Source organism: Aminobacter aganoensis (assembly GCF_014206975.1).
In the GTDB taxonomy this organism is placed as follows: domain Bacteria; phylum Pseudomonadota; class Alphaproteobacteria; order Rhizobiales; family Rhizobiaceae; genus Aminobacter; species Aminobacter aganoensis.
In genome coordinates, this window is record NZ_JACHOU010000009.1 from 1 (window position 1) to 18,224 (window position 18,224).

At 58.6% G+C, this 18,224-nt stretch carries 22 protein-coding genes; 6 read left to right on the forward strand and 16 right to left on the reverse strand.

Going from position 1 to position 18,224, the window contains the following annotated elements:
* Positions 1 to 240: 240 nt before the first annotated feature.
* Together GGR00_RS17080 and GGR00_RS17085 are read right to left on the reverse strand one after the other, a co-directional pair.
* Positions 241 to 768 (reverse strand): GNAT family N-acetyltransferase, encoded by a 528-nt coding sequence (locus tag GGR00_RS17080; RefSeq protein WP_184700089.1) that lies wholly within the window; start codon positions 766 to 768, stop codon positions 241 to 243.
* Positions 765 to 1,043 (reverse strand): type II toxin-antitoxin system TacA family antitoxin, encoded by a 279-nt coding sequence (locus tag GGR00_RS17085; protein ID WP_184700090.1) that lies wholly within the window; start codon positions 1,041 to 1,043, stop codon positions 765 to 767. The genes GGR00_RS17080 and GGR00_RS17085 overlap by 4 nt, the downstream gene beginning before the upstream one ends.
* Before the next feature lie 143 nt (positions 1,044 to 1,186).
* Here GGR00_RS17085 and GGR00_RS17090 point away from each other — a divergent pair, with 143 nt between their 5' ends.
* From GGR00_RS17090 to GGR00_RS17105, 5 genes are all read left to right on the forward strand, one after another.
* Positions 1,187 to 2,254, forward strand: coding sequence for a site-specific integrase (locus GGR00_RS17090; protein ID WP_184700242.1), 1,068 nt, complete (start codon positions 1,187 to 1,189; stop codon positions 2,252 to 2,254).
* Positions 2,255 to 2,334: 80 nt separating this feature from the next.
* Positions 2,335 to 2,601 (forward strand): type II toxin-antitoxin system prevent-host-death family antitoxin, encoded by a 267-nt coding sequence (locus tag GGR00_RS17095; RefSeq protein ID WP_184700091.1) that lies wholly within the window; start codon positions 2,335 to 2,337, stop codon positions 2,599 to 2,601.
* The gene (locus GGR00_RS17100; RefSeq protein ID WP_184700092.1) at positions 2,598 to 3,020 is read left to right on the forward strand and encodes a PIN domain-containing protein; all 423 of its coding nucleotides are present in this window, start codon (positions 2,598 to 2,600) and stop codon (positions 3,018 to 3,020) included. Before GGR00_RS17095 ends, GGR00_RS17100 begins: the two co-directional genes overlap by 4 nt.
* A 172-nt stretch (positions 3,021 to 3,192) precedes the next feature.
* A complete protein-coding gene (locus GGR00_RS28595) occupies positions 3,193 to 3,462 on the forward strand; it encodes a hypothetical protein (protein WP_343065574.1) in 270 nt (89 codons plus the stop codon).
* 24 nt (positions 3,463 to 3,486) lie between these two features.
* Positions 3,487 to 4,281, forward strand: a complete 795-nt coding sequence (locus tag GGR00_RS17105; RefSeq protein WP_343065575.1) for a hypothetical protein — start codon at positions 3,487 to 3,489, stop codon at positions 4,279 to 4,281.
* Positions 4,282 to 4,412: 131 nt separating this feature from the next.
* Here GGR00_RS17105 and GGR00_RS17110 read toward each other — a convergent pair whose 3' ends face one another.
* The 14 genes from GGR00_RS17110 to GGR00_RS17175 form a co-directional block, all read right to left on the reverse strand.
* A complete protein-coding gene (locus tag GGR00_RS17110; RefSeq protein ID WP_184700093.1) occupies positions 4,413 to 4,895 on the reverse strand; it encodes an RES domain-containing protein in 483 nt (160 codons plus the stop codon).
* Positions 4,892 to 5,323, reverse strand: coding sequence for an antitoxin Xre-like helix-turn-helix domain-containing protein (locus tag GGR00_RS17115; RefSeq protein WP_184700094.1), 432 nt, complete (start codon positions 5,321 to 5,323; stop codon positions 4,892 to 4,894). Before GGR00_RS17115 ends, GGR00_RS17110 begins: the two co-directional genes overlap by 4 nt.
* Positions 5,324 to 5,391: 68 nt before the next feature.
* Positions 5,392 to 6,888, reverse strand: a complete 1,497-nt coding sequence (locus GGR00_RS17120) for a replicative DNA helicase (protein ID WP_184700095.1) — start codon at positions 6,886 to 6,888, stop codon at positions 5,392 to 5,394.
* Positions 6,885 to 8,231, reverse strand: a complete 1,347-nt coding sequence (repC, locus tag GGR00_RS17125) for a plasmid replication protein RepC (RefSeq protein ID WP_184700096.1) — start codon at positions 8,229 to 8,231, stop codon at positions 6,885 to 6,887. The genes GGR00_RS17120 and repC overlap by 4 nt, the downstream gene beginning before the upstream one ends.
* Positions 8,232 to 8,493: 262 nt before the next feature.
* Entirely contained in the window at positions 8,494 to 9,531 is a 1,038-nt protein-coding gene (gene repB, locus GGR00_RS17130) for a plasmid partitioning protein RepB (protein WP_184700097.1), read from the reverse strand.
* Entirely contained in the window at positions 9,528 to 10,742 is a 1,215-nt protein-coding gene (repA, locus tag GGR00_RS17135; protein WP_184700098.1) for a plasmid partitioning protein RepA, read from the reverse strand. Before repA ends, repB begins: the two co-directional genes overlap by 4 nt.
* 359 nt (positions 10,743 to 11,101) lie before the next feature.
* Positions 11,102 to 12,355, reverse strand: a complete 1,254-nt coding sequence (locus GGR00_RS17140) for a sensor histidine kinase (RefSeq protein WP_184700099.1) — start codon at positions 12,353 to 12,355, stop codon at positions 11,102 to 11,104.
* Complete coding sequence (locus GGR00_RS17145) at positions 12,352 to 12,897, reverse strand: putative pterin-binding protein (protein ID WP_184700100.1); 546 nt, start codon at positions 12,895 to 12,897, stop codon at positions 12,352 to 12,354. Before GGR00_RS17145 ends, GGR00_RS17140 begins: the two co-directional genes overlap by 4 nt.
* Complete coding sequence (locus GGR00_RS17150; RefSeq protein ID WP_184700101.1) at positions 12,887 to 13,591, reverse strand: FkbM family methyltransferase; 705 nt, start codon at positions 13,589 to 13,591, stop codon at positions 12,887 to 12,889. Before GGR00_RS17150 ends, GGR00_RS17145 begins: the two co-directional genes overlap by 11 nt.
* Before the next feature lie 2 nt (positions 13,592 to 13,593).
* The gene (locus GGR00_RS17155; RefSeq protein ID WP_184700102.1) at positions 13,594 to 14,220 is read right to left on the reverse strand and encodes a response regulator; all 627 of its coding nucleotides are present in this window, start codon (positions 14,218 to 14,220) and stop codon (positions 13,594 to 13,596) included.
* A 637-nt stretch (positions 14,221 to 14,857) separates the two neighbouring features.
* On the reverse strand, positions 14,858 to 15,343 hold the full coding sequence (locus GGR00_RS17160; protein ID WP_184700103.1) for a hypothetical protein: 486 nt from the start codon (positions 15,341 to 15,343) through the stop codon (positions 14,858 to 14,860).
* A gap of 22 nt (positions 15,344 to 15,365) precedes the next feature.
* The gene (locus GGR00_RS17165; RefSeq protein WP_184700104.1) at positions 15,366 to 16,061 is read right to left on the reverse strand and encodes a thermonuclease family protein; all 696 of its coding nucleotides are present in this window, start codon (positions 16,059 to 16,061) and stop codon (positions 15,366 to 15,368) included.
* The gene (locus tag GGR00_RS17170) at positions 16,058 to 16,594 is read right to left on the reverse strand and encodes a thermonuclease family protein (RefSeq protein WP_184700105.1); all 537 of its coding nucleotides are present in this window, start codon (positions 16,592 to 16,594) and stop codon (positions 16,058 to 16,060) included. The genes GGR00_RS17165 and GGR00_RS17170 overlap by 4 nt, the downstream gene beginning before the upstream one ends.
* Positions 16,591 to 17,229 carry a hypothetical protein gene (locus GGR00_RS17175; RefSeq protein ID WP_246441432.1) on the reverse strand — a complete coding sequence of 213 codons (639 nt, stop codon included), beginning with the start codon at positions 17,227 to 17,229 and terminating at the stop codon, positions 16,591 to 16,593. Before GGR00_RS17175 ends, GGR00_RS17170 begins: the two co-directional genes overlap by 4 nt.
* A gap of 293 nt (positions 17,230 to 17,522) precedes the next feature.
* On the opposite strand from GGR00_RS17175, the gene GGR00_RS17180 reads away from it, so the two are divergent.
* The gene (locus tag GGR00_RS17180) at positions 17,523 to 18,215 is read left to right on the forward strand and encodes a lytic transglycosylase domain-containing protein (RefSeq protein WP_343065576.1); all 693 of its coding nucleotides are present in this window, start codon (positions 17,523 to 17,525) and stop codon (positions 18,213 to 18,215) included.
* The last annotated feature ends 9 nt before the right edge of the window (positions 18,216 to 18,224 follow it).

Below are 18,224 nucleotides of genomic sequence, written 5' to 3' on the forward strand. Positions count from 1 at the left end.
AGAGTCTAAATCGGTCGTGCGGTTTTTACCACATATTTGCGATACAAACGCACAGCCTGTCATCCGGCAATAAAGAACGATAATGTTGAATTATCAGTCATTATAAAGTATTCTCCTAGAATGGCCCAAAACGTCGAGCAGAAGCCCGAAAATCGCCCCGCGCGACCCTCCGGACCGTCCCACAGCACGGCCGCCGAAGACGATGTTCCCACGGCACAGATGTCGGCTGAACAAAAGGCCTCAGAGGTGGCCGGACGCCATCAGTGTCTCGGCAAAGACCGACAGCGGTACGACAAGCGTCAGAGGACGGTCTTTGAGCGGCTCGGCACCATAGCTCCCATACCAGTTGGCGGCACGCTCGCTTTTGGCGTCTATGATCATGAGGACGCCTCCCACCTCCGCGGTGACGCGGATACACCTCAACGCGGCCGCCACAAGCAACTGGCCGCCGAGGCCCCTGCCCGAAACAGATCTGTCTACGGCGAGACGCGCCAAAAGAAACCCCGGCACGTTGTGCCGCGCCAGACCCTTGGTCATCGCGGTCGGAACCGCGTCGTGTTCGACGGTGGCTGGCGTCAGGCTGTAGAACCCAAGCACCTTGGTGGGCGTATCGTCGGTGACCGCGCAAAACGTCTTCACTGCGTTCTGCTCATGTCCCTGCCGCGCGAAGCGCTGCAGGAAGGTATTCATCTCTGCATTGCCGCAGTCAAATGCCTTGCGGTCGTGCGATCGCGCGATCGCCTCCTCGCGCCAGGGCGGAAGGGTCACAGGGATTTTGGAAGGGCCTTTGCCGCCGCGCGCAACTTCGGATTCGGCTTCGGCGGATTGTCAAGAAGTTCGAGGATGCGGCCAAGATCACGCTCCGACACCTTCAGGGCATCAGCCTCGGCAATGACGCTCTCAGCCTCCCGCAGCGCCGACTGGGTGACGAAGTTGGTCAGGTCAGTATGGCGAAGTGCTGCGGCTCTTAGCAGTCGCGCCTTCACATCCGGCTTCACCCGGATATTCATGCGATCGGTATCGTCGAGGGCTACGCGCGCCATGGTCCCTGATCCAAAACAGTTTGTGCGGAATAGATACGCCGTTGGGGCACGGATTGCAACATTGTACGCATTGAATGCTCACATGAAAGGATTGCAGCGTGAGCCCTGACGAGGATGACCTTCCCGACATCATCGATGTGGTCATGGAGATGGGACGCACGGGGGACTCGGCGGAAGCCCCCTCCCCTCCCCTTCCGGTTGCCGCAGGCGAAGAGCCGCGCCTTCCCGGCCATCTCAAAACCCTTGCCGACAAAGCGCGCGGCTACGTCGAGGCAGCCAGCTCAGCGAATACGCGCCGAGCTTATCTTTCCGACTGGAAGCATTTTGCCAGTTGGTGTCGGCGTCAGGGCCTTTCGACCATGCCGCCGTCGCCGCAGACCATCGGACTGTACATTACCGCCTGTGCAGCCGGCACTGTGAACGGTGACAAAACGCCAAACTCCGTGTCGACGATCGAGCGACGACTTTCTTCGCTATCATGGAACTATGCGCAGCGAGGCCTCTCGCTCGAACGGAAGGATCGCCACATTGCTACCGTGATGGCTGGCATTCGCAACAAGCATGCTGCTCCGCCACGCCAGAAAGAGGCGATCCTGCCAGAAGACCTGATTGCGATGCTGGAAACGCTCGACCGGGGAACGCTGCGTGGCTTGCGGGATCGAGCGATGTTACTGCTCGGCTTTGCCGGCGGTATGCGGCGCTCTGAAATCGTCGGATTGGATGCCGCACGTGACCAGACCGAAGACGGTCGTGGCTGGATCGAGATCCTCGATAAGGGAATGCTGGTCACCCTTCGCGGCAAAACCGGCTGGCGCGAAGTCGAGATAGGGCGAGGCTCTTCCGACGCAACCTGCCCGGTCGTGGCACTCCAGACCTGGCTGAAGTTCGCACGGATTGTGCACGGCCCCCTGTTCCGTCGTGTGACGGGCCAGGGCAAGGCTGTCGGATCGGAGCGTCTCAACGACCAGGAGGTCGCGCGCCTCGTCAAGCGGACGGCACTCGCCGCCGGTGTCCGCGGCGACCTGTCGGAGGGCCAGCGTGGCAAGTTGTTTGCAGGCCATTCGCTGCGTTCCGGTCTAGCGTCCTCGGCCGAAGTCGATGAGCGTTATGTTCAAAAGCAGCTTGGCCATGCGAGCGCCGAGATGACGCGAAAATACCAGCGACGTCGCGATCGATTCCGCGTCAACCTCACCAAAGCGTCGGGGCTCTGAACGCCCCTACCCCTGCCTTGTTGTGGCAGCTTTGGTCTTTCTATATAGTCAAGGTAGTCACAATGGTCACGGAGGCCAAAATGCTGTCTGCTTCTAAAGAGGATGCCAACTGGACCGTCGCCGGCGCCAAGGCGCGGCTATCAGAGGTCATCGAGCGTGCGCAAGCGGCGCCTCAGACGATCACGCGCAACGGCAAGCCAAGCGTCGTTGTCGTCTCGGCCGAGGAATGGCAGCGCAAGACGGTCCGCAAGGGCACGCTTGCGGAGTTCCTGCTGGAATCGCCGTTGCGTGGCGCCGATCTCGACCTTGAGCTTCAGCGCGACGAACCCCGCGATCTGCCGCTGTGAGGCTACTGCTGGACACAAATGTTCTGTCCGAGGTGACGAGGCCTGCGCCGGATCCGCGCGTCATGCACTGGCTGGACAGGCTGGATGAGGATCGCTCGTTCATCAGCGTCGTGTCCATCGCCGAGATCCGGCGCAGCGTCGCCCTCATGGATAAGGGCCGGAAGCGCGAGGCACTGGCGGAATGGCTTGCCCAGGACTTGCCGCAGCGCTTCGAGCGGAGAGTCCTCCCCGTGGGCAAGCCAGTTGCTTTGGCCTGGGGCGACCTGATGGGCATGGCCAAGCGCCGTGGTCGTGGGCTGTCGTCGATGGACGGCCTGATCGCAGCCACGGCGATTGCGCAGGGGCTCACCCTGGCAACGAGCAATTTGAAAGATTTCGAAGGATTCGGGATAGAACTCTTCGACCCATGGAACGCATGAGCCGCTCGGCGCCAACGCGCCCGGCCGAATCCCCGTGGAAAGGCTGAAATTCGTGAGTCCCGTGCGCCGAACAACTCAACGCCGCATCCGCATCGGCCGCGCCATATTTGGGTACGCAGTACGTTGCGGTCCAGCGTCCGAGTGCACCTGCGCTTCACACTGAGGTTTCGTCATGAGACAATCCCCGATCCGCCTGCCCGACGCCACCACGATCAAGACCGTACTGGCGAAACTAGATCCGGTCTCGGCCGACGCCGATCTTGCTCCCGTCCTGTCGGTTGCGTTCCCGGGCTTCGCTTTCTCGCGTGTTCCGGTCGATGATTTCTACTGGCTCGACGCCGGTCGCACGGTAATCGATGCTGGCGGCACCCGGCTCGGCGACCATCGGGCCTGGGTCGAGCGCGAGCTTGCCGCGCTAGGCGATAATCTCTTGGCATTCTAGGACCGGCATCACAACAGTGGTATTATGTTTACCGAGTGGCAGGGCACCCGCGTCTTCGCCTTCGCGGCAAGCGGCCCGGGTGTGGCCGATTTCCTGCAGCTATCGCTCGGCCGCGAGATCGAGGTTCTGGCAGGCCCCGTGGTCGATCCCGGCTATCGACCCTGGAGCGTTGACGATCTGCTCGAACCATCCTGGGTCGAGCGTGAGGCAGATACCCAGGCACCGAAGCTCACAGGCCCAGTCTATCGGCTGCAACGCCGTTGTGGCTTCGTCCATATGCGCAGCTTCTTGGCGACATGCCAGCGTCTTGAACGCGCGCATCGGGAAAGCCAACGCCCGGAGATCGAGGCTCGGGTCATCCACGAGGTCGGCCACGACTACGACCGGGAGACACCGTTCCTCGAGCTCAACCCGGATTGGTTCGCATTCGCACCGCGCGAGAATCGGCTTTTCGCTGACTGGGAGCGGTCGAGTGCGGCAAACGCCCGAATCTACGAACACTGGGCGTTCGACATCAAGGACTACGAGGAGCGCGGCCGGCGCCATCTCGAGTTCATTCCTCGGCCGATCAAGATGCCAACTAAACAGCTGCTGGTCGAAGAAGGTGTCTCCGTCCATCGCCTCATGGAGCGCATAGAGGCGGTCGACGTCGAGATTGGCTTACCTTTCGCCTGGTTCTTCCTGATGACGCACGGCCACTGGGTTGATCCTAGGGTCGGCGAGGCTATCGCCGGGGGCCTGCGGGCCGGGCGCGTGCGCCTGCCTGCTCCCAACGCCGCCGTCTTGCTTGACTGGGCGGACAAGCGCTATCTGTTCTGAAGACCGTGAAGCACGCACGCCTGCCCAAATCCGGTTCCGACGAAATGCTGCAGCACGACGGCGGCATCACGGGGTGCTCTGTGTTCCGTGCGGCAAGCCTGATCCCATAGGTGTTGTAGGTGCACTGCCATTCATCCGCCGAATAGCCTGCGATCCCAGAAGACGGGTTTGTGCAGGCTGGAAGTGATCGACTTGAACTCCGGATGCAGCGGGTTGATCAGTATGTTGCTGTCGAGCCTGGCGACGACGCTTGGCACAATCAGGATCGCGCTGCGGCGCTGCAGGCACCATGTCTCGCCGAATGCCTTGCTGACGGTGGCGGGCATCGTGTCCCAGCCGGGCACTTCGACCGGGGCAAACATCTCGTAGCTTAGCCCACTCGGGATCGAGATCTCGATATAGTGCTGGTTCGGCGGCAGCCGGCCGCTGCCATGGACCAGTTTTTCCAGCAGCGCGGTTGAATAATGCTCAGCGGCATAGATGACCGGACTTCCTGGCGTGTTCCAGCGGCCCGGCGCGATCGTCGAACCTGTCGCATCGAAGATCGACCAGGCTCCAGCCGGGTCTCCTATACGATAGGCCGACAGTGTTCGGTCGAGAATCTGAGCCGTCACGCAGCGCTGCCGTATTTGAGGCCCTGCAGCACCTCAAGCACCAGCTCGGCGCCGATCTCGTTCTGTATAACGACGTCGACGGGCCGGCGATCCTCCAGCATGGCGTGCGGCCGGAACAGGAAATCCCGAGCCTCATCCTCGCTGCCCCACACCTCGACAGCAAGATTCCAAACCCGTGCCAGACGGGCGACACGCATCCCCTCCTCCGAGGAAAGCCGCACGGCGCCGCGCTTTCTGCGGTCATAGGTTGCCTTGGGCACGAGCCGATACTTGAATTGGCTGTCGGCCGGTGCGAAGAGCCGCGCAATACGATCGAGCGCTTCGACCGGCAAACCGTTCTCAATCCGGGTAATCAACCCGAACGGCGACCTGACTCCTTCCCTGCCGGTCAGGCCCAGTACGTCGGCGACGTTTGCGATTGCCAGCATCGTTATGCTCCTTATCAGATGAGGCAATATATAGTCTCAGGTGAGGCTGTCCGCAAGGATATCCAGTTTCATTCCAGCTGTTCCGGCAAGCGATCGCTGTCGGCGCGGTCGAAGAAGCGGGTGAACTCGCCCTCGAAGCCGAGCTGCACCGTACCTGTGGGGCCGTGGCGCTGCTTGGCGATGATCACCTCGGCCTTGCCGCGGGCCTCCGCCATGCTCGCCTCCCATTTCAGATGTTCGTCCGTGCCGGGAGCCGGCTCTCTGTTCATCAAATAGTACTCGTCACGATAGACGAACAGCACGACGTCGGCGTCCTGCTCGATCGATCCAGATTCGCGCAGGTCCGAAAGCTGGGGGTGCTTGTCGTCACGCTTTTCGACTTCGCGGGACAACTGGGACAGCGCGATGATCGGCACGCCGAGCTCCTTGGCCAGCGCTTTCAGGCCGGTGGTGATCTCGGTGACCTCCTGCACCCGGTTCTGCGTCGATCGATGACCGGTGCCCTGCATAAGTTGGATATAGTCGATGATCAGAAGGTCCAGGCCGCGCTGGCGTTTCAAACGGCGAGCCCTGGTGGCGAGTTGGGCGATCGAAATGCCGCCGGTCTGGTCGATGTAGAGCGGGATCTTGCGCATCGTCTGCGAGCATGTGACCAGTCGCTCGAACTCGAGCTCCGAAATTTCGCCGCGGCGGATACGCGACGAAGAAATCTCAGCCTGCTCCGAGATGACGCGGGTGGCGAGCTGCTCGGCCGACATTTCGAGCGAGAAGAACCCCACCACGCCTCCCCTTACCGCCTTTACGGACCCGTCGGCCTGCTGGGCAGGCTCGTAGGTGCAGGCGATGCTGAACGCGATGTTGGTGGCAAGAGATGTTTTGCCCATACCCGGCCGCCCGGCCAGTACGATTAAATCAGAGGGCTGCAGACCGCCCATGCGCCTGTCGAGGTCGCGCAGGCCGGTGGCGATACCCGACAAATGCCCGTCGCGCATGTAGGCGGCGTTGGCCATGTCGACCGCAGTTTTGACCGCATCATCGAAACTGCCGAAGCCGCCATCGTACCGGCCGTTCTCCGCGACCTCGAACAACCGTCGCTCAACGGCTTCGAGCTGCTCGGATGGCGACATGTCGACCGGGGCATCATAGGCGACATTGACCATGTCCTCGCCGACGGTGATCAACGTTCGACGCATGGCGAGATCGTAGATTGCGCGGCCATAGTCGATTGCGTTGATGATGGTGACGGCCTCGGCTGCCAGACGCGCCAAATACTGGGCAACGGTCATCGGCCCAACTTTTTCATTGGCCGGCAGGAAGGTTTTCATAGTGACTGGACTGGCCGTCCGGCCCATCCGGATCAAATCTGCAAGCACTTCGAAGATCCTGCGGTGCAAAGGCTCGTAGAAATGATCCGGCTTCAGGAAATCCGAAACCCGATAGAAGGCGTCGTTGTTGACCAGGATTGCGCCTAAAAGCGCCTGCTCGGCCTCGATATTGTTCGGCGCCTCCCGGTAGGCTGGAACGGGCTCAATCTCAACCTTTAGCGCTGTGTTCGAGACCCTCATTGCCAGCCCTTCCCTCTCAGCGACTTCTCCAGTGCGCTGCTGATTTCAATCGAAGCTGGATTCGCGCCCCCACTCGTGGACCGCGCCCCGTCGTCAGCACCTCCCCCCGTCTTTCTGGCTGCCGTGGTCTCCATAGTCGACATCCTGGCATTGAGCAGCGCCATGATCATCGGCCATGCCGAAAACTTGTCGTCCTGGGCCTTTTCGACCAGGCTTCGCAGGTAGCCGCCGCGGCTCCGGATATGTTCCGTCCGCTGAAGGATAGCCGCCAGCGTAATTGCGGCGTCTTGTTTGCCCATCACCTCGACAGCCTCCTGCCACGCGCTCGGGCTGACGCCCATATGCGGGCGCACCTCTTCAGCGGCGGCGACAAAATCGCGCCAGGTGCGGATTGGCCCTCCCAAGGCGTAGGTCGCAATTTCCGGGCAGGCGTTCAGGACCATCCCCAGGGGCAGATCCCGTTTTGGCAGGGTGCGCAGGTTGTCAGTTTCCGCTACGCTGAGTCCCGCTTCAGCTTCATTTCCTAAGCCATATTCAGATTCATCGTTAGAATGGAGGTTTGGGTTTGAATCTTGTATGTGAGTGCCATTTTGGGACTCATTGGGGTTCATATTTTGTGAAATAACAAACGATTCCAACGTCTCGTGGACGTCAGCCCAAAGGTCTTCGAGGTCGTTCACGATCGCCTCCAAGAGTTCCCGTGACGGCTTGCGTGGTAGCTTAGCTATTGTCGTGTCGTAGCGCTGGCGGAACCTGCGCCAATTGCCTGGCACCGCCTCGCTGATGCCGGCATCGATCAGCTTCACCACGTCGCGCCTGCAGATGGTGAGACGTTCCTTGATTACCCGAAGTGCCTTTCGCTCGGTCTCTACGATCTCGGCGAGTTGCCGGAACTCGTCGGCGCGCGCAAGGAGTGGCGTCAGGTCAAAGCCGTAGGCCTGTTCGATGGAACCACCCTGCCCTTTCCGGGCGTATCTTTTGCCGTTCGGGCTGTCTCTCCGGATTACCAGGCCGCAATCCAAGAGAACTGCGATATTGCGGCGAAGCGTCGTGAGCGACATACCGTTAGCTCGTAGGATCAACTCTACGTTCGAGGGGAACACGACGAGATTGCAGCTCGCTGTGAGTTCGCGGTCGCGATGGAAGCTTAACAGCGCATCCAGGATCGTAAGCGCACGATCGCTTACCCCAAGCAGCTTCCTAGCTTCCCGAATATCCCGAAAGATATTCCACTTATCGACGGTGGCGTCTTGCTCGACATTTTTGGCGGCAACCTGAGTTGCAATTAGGCCAAGTGATACCGTTCGCCGCCCGAAGGGCGTCGTTGCAACATGTCTCATCATGTTTTGTCTATCTGGATTCAGACAAAGCGAAATTGATCGCTCAAACGGCGCACAATGCGTTGACAAGTGATTCGGGGAGGCTTATTCGTATCTTCACCACAAAGAAAACGAAGGCTCTCACGTCGGTTCGCCGCTTGGGGGCCTTTCTTTTTGTCCGTTATCCCCTTTCCTTTTCCGTTACACCAAATTCGTCAGGGCGACTGTCAACGCCTTAGTCCGCGGCACGAACCTTGGCATCTGCCAAGGTTTCCGCGAGGGTTGATTAGTCCGCGTTGCGCTGAGCGAGGAACCTCTCTACCAAGCCGGGCATCTCACCTTTGAGGAATTCAGAGAAGTCATCACACTTCGGCTCGAGGGACAGCTTGACCGTTCGGCTTCCAAAAACGGCGGTACCAATCTGATTGCCGTTGCCGTCATCAAGTACGTGATCCTTGCGGTCCGTAGTCTCCTTGACCTTCAGCGCGCTAAGAACGGCATTGAGTTTGTCATCAGAGGGTGCCTCAGAAACCTTGGCAGCTGCCAAGGTTTTCTCGACCAACCGAATTCGCTCTGGTGAAGTCGCGACGAGCTTGCTCAGCAAGACCCATTTCGGGCGCCCACCCTTTGGTGCTCGACCAATCCTCTCAATGACTTCCATAGAAAGAGATGCTATGACAGCCCGATAGCGCGCGAGTTCCGGATCATCGACGGACAAGGCAGCGCGAATGTCCCGCGCCTTGAGACCCTTCGCCTCCATATCCGCGGCGAAGCGTGCCCTTTCAATCCATGTAAGCCGCTGTCTGCGTCCATCATTCTCGATACCTTGCGCAATCGCGAGGTCGCGATCCGTCAGTTCAGCAACTATGGAGCGCACCCGCAGGCCCGCCTCTCGCGCTGCTCTTGTCCGACGATGACCAAATGCAGTTTGAAAGCGCCCTGGCCTGTCTGGATTCACTCGCACAAGGATCGGAAGCTTCTGACCCTCACGTATGAACTCTTCTTTGAATGTTCTGAAACCCTCATCGTCATCGTCTGGCAATCGGTCTCGGAATGGAGATGGATCGATCAGATCGGGATCAAGATCTTGGCCAGCTCCACCTTGCTCTACCAAAGCCTTCAGGCGATCGCGTTCTTCACGGAGGTCCGAAATAGATTTCTGCGATGCCTGGATGACCCCGGGCGTCAACATCGATCTCTGGCCTCCAGGGGAGGGGAGGGGGCTTCCCTTTGTATCGGTCGATGCCTGTTGCGCGGGCTTCAGCGGAACATTGTTCAACAGCCCGAACGCTGCAGTGATAGATTTTGACGGCCGTTTGCTCATGACCGTCCCCAACTCTGCTTCATCAGCTCCAGAATTTGTGCGTTGACCGCATCCATAGACTCGCGGGCACGACGCACAGTGTCTGCTCCGACCTGGCCACGCTCCAGTTCGTAGAGGCTGCGCTTCGCTAGCCCAGCAGCTTCGACGGCCGTGCTTTCGAGAACGGTAGGTACGAGTACATCAGTCTCGAACAGCAGACGAAGCATCGCTACGATCTGCGCCTGCGGTTGATCGTTTGGATCATGTCGCGTGAAAAGATAGCGGATGAAATCCTTCTTAAGCGTGGCGCCAACCTCTGTCAGCTGATCGACCAAGTCGCTCATCATCCGAAGAAACTGGCTCATCGACGCGACATCCAGCATGGCGGGGTGAACCGTGAAAACCATACCCGTCGCAGCATAAACCGCACCAAGGGTGAGGTAGCCGAGCGACGGAGGTGTATCAAGTATCACAACATCGTAGTCAGTTTTCACCTCCTCGATAGCCAAACGGAGCCGTTCGAAGAAAATGTCCTCTATCCCTATCAGCTTGTTGGCGAGCACCATCGGAGTCTGGTGCTCATACTCCATGATCTCGATGTTGGCGGGGACCAGATCTACACCCGGAAAATACGTCTTCCTGATCACCTCATGAAGAGGCCGACGCAAGTGATCATATCTCAGAGCGGCGTAGATGGTCTCATTCGCCCCGACCTCTGTTTCAGGTTGAGCACCAAACAATGCTGACAGGGAAGCCTGCGGATCGAGATCTATTGCCAACACCCGATAGCCGTGCAGTCCGAGATAATGCGCAAGGTGTACGCTTGTTGTCGTTTTCGCCGAGCCGCCTTTGAAATTGACCATGGCCAGCATCTGCAGATGCTCGTTCGGACGCCTGTGGGGAAGGTATCGGAGCGCTTCCGCAGGCTTCTGCTCAGCCATCAGGAGTCGGAGCTCGTTGATCTGACTAAGAGTGTAGGAGCGGTGATTATTGTCCAAGCGGGCGGGTTTCGGTCCCTTTCCCTGGCTTGATAGCAATTTCAGTGTCGACTCTGGGATCGACGTCAGCTCTGAAACTTCTTTGGTCGAGAATGGCCGGAGATCCTTATGCCCTTCAGGCATATAGAGGCGCTGGCGAATCGATTGAAGCTGCGTTGAGAGAGTCTGCGCGTGGCGGACGATCTTGCCTGCAGCGTCTTCAACCGATGGAGTGATAAGTACCGGACCAGACATTGTCGCTCTGCTCTTTTCTTGGCGGGCCGGCAGCGCTTTAGCGGCCTGAACCCGCTAAAACGTAGGCCACGATTCTCCCACAGCGTCCAGCCCTTTTTGGTTAACGAAATCTTAACGACTCCATCTCTCAAATTGCTGAGGCGACTTTTCTGTACTAATTCCGTCGTTTAGCTCGGGATACTCACATGGCGTGAGGGATTAATCGCCAAGCAGAGCTATTGGCAAAAATGGTAGTAGCAATGCGCTTCGATCACATCTATCCAGCCGAATGAGATCTGCCGCTCGAATCGACCTCCAGATCGTATTGTCCAAGTATTCCGATTCTGGAAGACGAAATTGGCTAATTAGGCCGCTGCGCTTCACCCGCTCTGGATAGGAAGCACTACCTTAACCGAGGTGCCTTTGCCGGGCTGCGACGCAATGCTTATTTTCCCCTTGAGTGCGGCAACCATTTGGGCGCAGCCCGTCAGGCCTAACCCTGTGTGCGAGCCCGCCTTCGTTGAAAAGAAGGGATTGGCTGCCTTCTTCAGCACTTCCGAGGTCATGCCCGGGCCGTTGTCCACGACTTCCAACGACAATTTCGGCTTCCTGCTCATCGATGCTTTAGTCAGCCTTGCTAAGATTGCGACATGCGCATTTGGGCTGTCTTTTACAGCAGCCTCTGCATTCTGCAGGAGTTCATCGATCAGGAGCCGAACCTGCATAGATGGTACCGATACGGCACCAGCGTGGTCGTCTGCGAGCACCGCTGGTTTGGATATCTTGTCAGCCATGAGCGCAGCAAGTACTGCCGAGAGCGGCTCCCGAGGGGTGTCGTCGTCAGCATACGCTATTGAATTTAGCCCGAGGGTGATCGTTTCAAGCTGCTGCACCGCCTCTTTCGCAGCAGAAAGCATCTCAGGATGGCGAACGCTCGCTTCATCTTGGTAGTCGAGGAAAAGTCTCAGTGCGGTGACCCGTGACCGCGTCATGTGCACGTAAAGTGTGGAGAAGGACCGCATTTGCTGGTCCCGCCTCCGTACAAGGACATTCCGGTAGTGAATGATGGTGTAGCCCAGTGCGGCAAGAGCCAGTGCGCTTGCGAACAGGAACCGGTTTCTGGAGGCCGAAGCTGCAATGTGCAGCGCCGTGTTCAACGTCTCAGCGTGCGCTACCGCTGTTCCCGAAACTTCAAACATGCGCTGCTCGAGATCCGGCATGCGCGAAAGAGCTAGCTCGATCTGAGCCCCATCGTCTAGCACTGGCCTCAGGCTCGTTTGGGCGATTGTCTGCAACCCCTCAAGCAATTCGATATCGCGTGGCCTTAAGAACTCCCGCGCATACTCCAGCTTCAGGAGTTGCGCGATGTTCGCCTCGAGCAGAAATATTTCGCGACCGAGACGTGCTTCTCTCGTTCCGGTAGCCCTCGCCAAACGTAGATCGCCATGGATACGCGCCAACCGTTCACGGATCTGGGTTGTCCGCCACTGAATTTCGTAGGTCTGCCCGAATCTAAGGTCCGATTCCGCTCGATATTGTTCCGAGCGGAAAAAGGTCCATCCGCACAGGACCAGCGCAATGCCCAAACAAATGAAGGGGAGGGCGGCCCTCGAAGTAGACGAGAGGCGGGTCATAGTGACTGTCGGACGGCAACAACGAACCAGACCCATATTGAATTGCGAGCGGGAATATATGCAGTCGGCAGGTCCTCATAAGGCCACACTAGAAATATCGGGCCCTGTTCCTCTGGCGACAGAGGCGTGAACTCCTGCTGGGAAGTGCATCTACCAGATGCCCTGTCGGCATCCATGCACGCCCGATCGAGAGCGAAAATTGGGTTGTAGGCCTCAATCTCTTCTAACGTAATCTCGGAGGTGAAATTATCGTAGGCGATGAACTGAACGGATTTGCCTGTGCTGAGCCCATGTTCGCGGAGCACATCGCCAATCCTCGGTCCACGAAACGTGACCATGTCTCCTGCCTTGGTCCATGGCGTCCGTGTCTCAATCTCGACATTTTCGTATCTCGAGCGCAGCTTATCGACCGGATAGTTGTCAGGTGCTTCGTGCTGCTCGTCTTCAATAGTGAGAATCGTTGGATCGCTAAACGCGGCGAACGTGGGGTTGCCCGGAAGTAGCGCCATAGATAACAAAACGGTGATCGCTCTAAACTGCATGGGCTATCTCCCAATCGAACTGCCTTTTTCCATCGTCGAGCGAGTAGAGAACGCATGGCCCACTGGAAGCTCTGGGGTCGTAGATGAGGCCCTTACGTGACATCGCCCTCGTGATCTCCTGCACGCCGGCCAGGCCATACAAGTGGTCGTGGAGTTCAAGAAAAACCCGCTCCACCCCGGGAAGTCGAGCACGCTGCAGAATCTCAAGTTCTGAACCCTCGACGTCCATCACCACGACGTTGATGTGGTGCGTTACGACGAATTCATCTATGTCGAGGGACCTGAGCTCAAGCGCCTTTTCGTACGGGCCTTGTTCAGCGAACTTTGAGGACATCCAGAAGTCAGGCCGCCTATAGAATGTCACCTTCGCTGGGGGCCCCGCGGACAGAACCCCATTTGAAAGGACCACGTTGCCATCGCAATTGAGATCGATGACGCGCTGCGCCAGGCGAGCTGTTCGAGGATCAGCCTCAAAGCTCCACACGCGAACGGCCTCGATCGAGGCAATAATCGACGTGATGACGCCTATGCCGGCGCCTAATTCTAGCACTCGATCTCCAGGACGAACTGCTCGTGGTATCCTCCTTGCCTCGTTTGCCTCGTAACGTCCGCTCTTGAGTGCTGCCCAAATTTCTGGTGAGACCTCATTTGAGCGTAGTGGTATGTGAACCCCATGTACGTTCAAAGTTTTCATGATCACAACCCTCGGGGCAACCGACCAGATCTCATCAGCTTCGCACGAGCCTGTTTGAAGTATCTTTCCGCGCTGGCTGGCTCGATGCGTAGTTCTTCTGCCATTCTTGCGAATACGTCTTTGCGTCGTTCGCCCGGCCGGCGTTGCATCATGAGTTCGGTGATGCGGCTTTCACGTGGCGTGAGACCTGAGATGTGCAATTCGGTAAATTGCGCGTTTGCCTTCGAGTAGCGTAGCGAGAATTCGTCTCGCGCTACCTGATCCAGCACATTGCCGAGTCCGCCGCGCGAGAAGCCCGTTTTACCAAGATAGGCCGAGACACCAAGCTCACGACAAGCAACTGCTTCTTTGTCATTGTCCGATCCCGTAATGACGATGTGAATGGCGGAAGGCGCAGCTTGGACAATGGCTTCGATCACCTTGAGGCGTTCTTCGGATGATGTTGGGTCGAAGCCTGGTAGACCAGGGTCGATTAGGACGAGATCGAACAAGTCGTCCGTTAGCGCTCGGTGTGCGAGGGCGAAAGTCTGCGCGCCGGCGATAATGCAATCGCCGAGGCTTTCCTTCAATTCGACGATCAAGGCCTGACGCATCAGGTCCTGATCTTCTATGACCAGTGCACGGCGCATGGTCGACTCCGAACTTGGTGCCCCCCCCAAATGCCGTTCAAGGACATAGAACAGTAAACGGCGCAGTGGTGATAGGGATGGAACCATCCCCCCAAAAACGGGACGTGTCCGTCACTAGCAGTCGCTCGGGGCCGATGGCAGAAGGCAAGGGGATATCGACACGTGATTGGCCTCGGAGGACTAACCCCCGAAAATCCTTGGATAAAGGGAGATGCGAGCACATATCACACTGACCGCGACTTCGTTGGAAGACACGATTGCGCGGCACAAAAGCGCCCGTGCGATGCGGCTGAAACTTGAAAGCCGCGATCCAGCCGCTTGGTCAATTTTTGTTTACCCGTTGGCTTGCATCGCCAGGTCGATGGAAAGGCGGGCGCTTAAGCGGCTAGCATCGAGTTGGCCGGAAGGGCCAGAAGTCGCCCGCAGAAAGTCTCTCTACCTCATAGCGCTGCTAGTCGCAGATCGCACAACGCCAAGTATAGACTGCCTCGAAGAGGCAATTTCTACCCTTCGTCCACATCAAGAAATGTTGCTTCATTACCTTCGACGACCCTAGTGCTCGCGCAGTCATCTTTACGGACTGAGCGTGTGAAGCATATACCTTGTTGTAATCTTTCTCACCTCCGGCACAGCGTGATCATCGATTCAAATTGAACCAATGGCGGGTGACATTGCCGTCGTCGCTTCGGATGTCGAAATAGTACGGATCGTCACGCATAGGCCGCGGCTTTGTTACGTTTTGCTGACAGCCGTCACGGCCACCAAAGCCCGATGGACAGCTGTTGCGAACCTGAACGCAGAGATCATCTTGACTGCCGCCGTGTTCCTGATTGCTGGATCCGACGCTCCATCCTGCGGGGCATTCATCATAGGCTTCATAGCCGGGTCTGCCTGTTCCGGCCTCGGGGCAAGTGGGCCATGAGAAACCCCATTTCCCCATTGCCGAGATCAGCCGGTTCATCGGAGGATGGCACGCTGCTACACCACGCCATGACGGATTCGAGGACGAAGCGCACAGAAGCACCTCGCACCCCCATTCGCTTGCCTCTGCCTGATCTTCGAGCGAAATCCACACCGCAGCGGAAAGTGCTGCCGCGATAGCAGTCAGCCTTGCAGGATTCATGATGGAGTCTCCTTCCGTCTGTCTAGCGATCGGTCCGGCGGGGGCGCCTGCGTGCATCCTCGAAAGGCGGCGCAATCTCGCTTTCGCGTTCGGCAAGCAGGTTGAAATCGGCGATTGGTCGGCGAGACAACGTCCGATCGACAGCTTTGGCGCGCCATTCCCGCATATCGAGCACGTAGGTGGCCCACATGCCGTGCCGGGCGGACACGGCGTAGTTCTGCAACGTCATGTACTCGGTCGGCGCGAACGCACCCACCCGGGCCCAACCAACCCTTAACATCTCCAGCGCCAAGTCACGGCCCTTGACAGTGCATCGACCGAGACGAGCACCGTCTGTGTCATAGGACTGGACGATACAGCTGACCTGCGCACTGCCCACCATGCGCTTCAACCACGCCTTCGCAAGCGGACCACACGGCACCGGCTTGGGAGTCATGCTTTCGCCGTGGCGACGCGGATCATAGGACCATTGCGGCAGTTCGCAGGCATCGATCGAGGCGAGCCGTACCTTGTGCTGGCCTCGGGGGAACCAAAGTGTTCGACCATCGATGACCGCTGTACGCCCGGAGATTTTCATTGTGGGGCTCGCATAGGGGAAGGGTTCTGACTCCGCTGGCGAAGCTCGCTGGTCCCGCAGGGCATCCGCCGAATGGACCGGATAGGTTAGGGCGGTCATTGCCAATGCGACCACGGTCGGCGCGACGAAAGCCGGCTTCATGGCGATATCCGCCCACTGTTTGCGCTCTGGCCAAGAAGAATCGCGGGATGCTGGACATCGTCGAATTGCCAGAGACCGACCTTCTTGTCTCGCGCAGCCTGCTCCACGACCGCATAGGGGGCGTGGTAGGGCAGGCCACGTTCGTCGAGGGAGGCGAAGGCAAAGCCTGCGGAGATCATCAGATTGGCCAGATCGAGGCGGTCTTCCCCAATCGTGGCATAGCAGGACACGAAGACCGTCTCGGCCGATTGCGCAACCTGGGCGCACAAGGGCGACGTGTCCTTGATGTAGGCTGCAAGAATGGCCAGGGAGGCCTCGCCACAGTCGCGCCGTGCGCCGGTCCTGTCAGTATAAGTAGTGCCGCGCAGACAAGACTGTACGCCATAGAGCCGGAAGTGTCGCTCGCCGTCACGCCAACTGTCGCCGCTTTCCAGCGTCATACCCGGCTTCAATTTGAAGTAGCCCTCTGGCGGCGCTGCTATCGAAGGAGTCGACGCGCATGCCAGCACCAGGAGAAGGGCAGGGGGCTTCATTGCCCCGCCACCCTTGGATCAGCCCACATGCCGTAGCCTTTGCGGCCGATGGCTTCAGCCTCGTCCAGATCGGTACGTGCTGGCGTCCCGTCCGGCTTTTTTGCGACACGGTGGGTGCCGAGGGAAACCAGTTGCTCTTCGAACATGTCGACTGAGTCGAGGCTGCCCGGGTAGTTGTAGTATCCGTAGCAGGTTGCGTCCTGCGCCGGCGCGCCCGTCTCGCTGACAAAGGCGCGGCAATAAATCACACGAGGAGACTGAAGGAGGGTCGCAAGGCCCTGGCGAGCGTAGTCCTCGCACGATCCGGTGAAGCCCTCCTTGAGGTTCACCATGTCACCCTTGCAGGGCTCGATCCCATAGAGATGGACTGTCAGATTGGCGTCGACACGGAAATCGGTCGCCGAGATGGCGCGGAATCCAGAAGCTGAGGCAAAGCCTTTCTGTCCGGTCACTTTCTGCTGCCCGTCATAGTACTCCATGACCAGCACGGTTTTTCCGGGGGCGGCGAGAGAACGGATATACGCCTCGTCGATCGGCCCGGCCGCGAAGGCCGGCAAGGCCACACTGAATGCAGCCAGGCAAACCGCTGCCCATCTCATTGGCTGTCGCCTCCAGGTTGTCATCTTGCTCAACATTGACCTGCCTCCTTCTCCTTTGCAAGATAAAACACAATCAAATTGACATTGTTTTTTGACTCGCCTAACCATTCCCGCATCCAGTGTTACAAGGCTTTGGATGCGGAACAATGGCGACCCACGCATCAACTCAGACGGTAAGACCACTTCTGGCGGTGGCAATCCTCACGTGCATATGCGTCAGTCCCGCTACGCCATCGCTGGCGTCTGACCAGTTCTCCGATACAGCGCTTCAGTCAATTCGGACAGATGAAACCCGGCAACAGGGTGGCGATTTGTCACCTGCAGACAGAGTGGCCGACGCACGCTGGGCACGGTTTCCTGACGATTTCGTGCTGGGAGAGGGCGGCCAAATCGTTCCCGAACGCCAAGCGCTGGCGATCGTTGGAGTGCCGAAAAGCCATACGCCTGGACCGGAGGCAGATGACAACTATTTTGGTGGTGATATCCCTGAGAACGCAGCTGAGTGCGGGCCCTCGCCGGCGACGCCTGAAGAAATTACGCGCCTCGTTATCGAGGCGGCCCAGCGGCACAACGTCGATGTCGGCTTCGCTGTCGCTGTCGTGACCGTGGAAAGCCGACTCGACCAGCTGCGCAATTCCCCGAAGGGCGCTCGCGGCCCGATGCAGCTCATACCGGCAACGGCGGAGCGGTTTGGCGTTATAGATATCTGCAATCCGGAAGATAACATCGAGGGCGGCATACGCTATCTGCGTGAGCTGACCGACGAATTCCGCAATCCCCTCCTTGTCGCAGCCGCCTACAACGCCGGCGAGGGAAGCGTACGCGAACATGGCGGCATCCCGCCATTCGAGGAAACGCTCGCCTACATTGCCGAGATACTCAACGTTCAGATGGGTTTCGACACTAACACCGCCCGCAAACAGAGCGCTGCTAGTGTCGCGCCCGAAGCTTCTTCCAACGTCAGCGGGGTCATCACGTTGCGCGAGCGTCGCCAATGGCTCGGCGGCGTCATGCATTTCTAGCCGGAGGTC

What these genes read in the sequence shown, in the direction of transcription:
- GGR00_RS17085 (WP_184700090.1), bottom strand. Translation starts at nt 1,043, where the DNA reads ATGGCGCGCGTAGCCCTCGACGATACCGATCGCATGAATATCCGGGTG.
- GGR00_RS17090 (WP_184700242.1), top strand. Translation starts at nt 1,187, where the DNA reads ATGGAGATGGGACGCACGGGGGACTCGGCGGAAGCCCCCTCCCCTCCC.
- GGR00_RS17095 (WP_184700091.1), top strand. Translation starts at nt 2,335, where the DNA reads ATGCTGTCTGCTTCTAAAGAGGATGCCAACTGGACCGTCGCCGGCGCC.
- GGR00_RS28595 (WP_343065574.1), top strand. Translation starts at nt 3,193, where the DNA reads ATGAGACAATCCCCGATCCGCCTGCCCGACGCCACCACGATCAAGACC.
- GGR00_RS17105 (WP_343065575.1), top strand. Translation starts at nt 3,487, where the DNA reads ATGTTTACCGAGTGGCAGGGCACCCGCGTCTTCGCCTTCGCGGCAAGC.
- GGR00_RS17115 (WP_184700094.1), bottom strand. Translation starts at nt 5,323, where the DNA reads ATGCTGGCAATCGCAAACGTCGCCGACGTACTGGGCCTGACCGGCAGG.
- GGR00_RS17120 (WP_184700095.1), bottom strand. Translation starts at nt 6,888, where the DNA reads ATGAGGGTCTCGAACACAGCGCTAAAGGTTGAGATTGAGCCCGTTCCA.
- repC (WP_184700096.1), bottom strand. Translation starts at nt 8,231, where the DNA reads ATGATGAGACATGTTGCAACGACGCCCTTCGGGCGGCGAACGGTATCA.
- repB (WP_184700097.1), bottom strand. Translation starts at nt 9,531, where the DNA reads ATGAGCAAACGGCCGTCAAAATCTATCACTGCAGCGTTCGGGCTGTTG.
- repA (WP_184700098.1), bottom strand. Translation starts at nt 10,742, where the DNA reads ATGTCTGGTCCGGTACTTATCACTCCATCGGTTGAAGACGCTGCAGGC.
- GGR00_RS17140 (WP_184700099.1), bottom strand. Translation starts at nt 12,355, where the DNA reads ATGACCCGCCTCTCGTCTACTTCGAGGGCCGCCCTCCCCTTCATTTGT.
- GGR00_RS17145 (WP_184700100.1), bottom strand. Translation starts at nt 12,897, where the DNA reads ATGCAGTTTAGAGCGATCACCGTTTTGTTATCTATGGCGCTACTTCCG.
- GGR00_RS17150 (WP_184700101.1), bottom strand. Translation starts at nt 13,591, where the DNA reads ATGAAAACTTTGAACGTACATGGGGTTCACATACCACTACGCTCAAAT.
- GGR00_RS17155 (WP_184700102.1), bottom strand. Translation starts at nt 14,220, where the DNA reads ATGCGCCGTGCACTGGTCATAGAAGATCAGGACCTGATGCGTCAGGCC.
- GGR00_RS17160 (WP_184700103.1), bottom strand. Translation starts at nt 15,343, where the DNA reads ATGAATCCTGCAAGGCTGACTGCTATCGCGGCAGCACTTTCCGCTGCG.
- GGR00_RS17165 (WP_184700104.1), bottom strand. Translation starts at nt 16,061, where the DNA reads ATGAAGCCGGCTTTCGTCGCGCCGACCGTGGTCGCATTGGCAATGACC.
- GGR00_RS17170 (WP_184700105.1), bottom strand. Translation starts at nt 16,594, where the DNA reads ATGAAGCCCCCTGCCCTTCTCCTGGTGCTGGCATGCGCGTCGACTCCT.
- GGR00_RS17175 (WP_246441432.1), bottom strand. Translation starts at nt 17,229, where the DNA reads ATGTTGAGCAAGATGACAACCTGGAGGCGACAGCCAATGAGATGGGCA.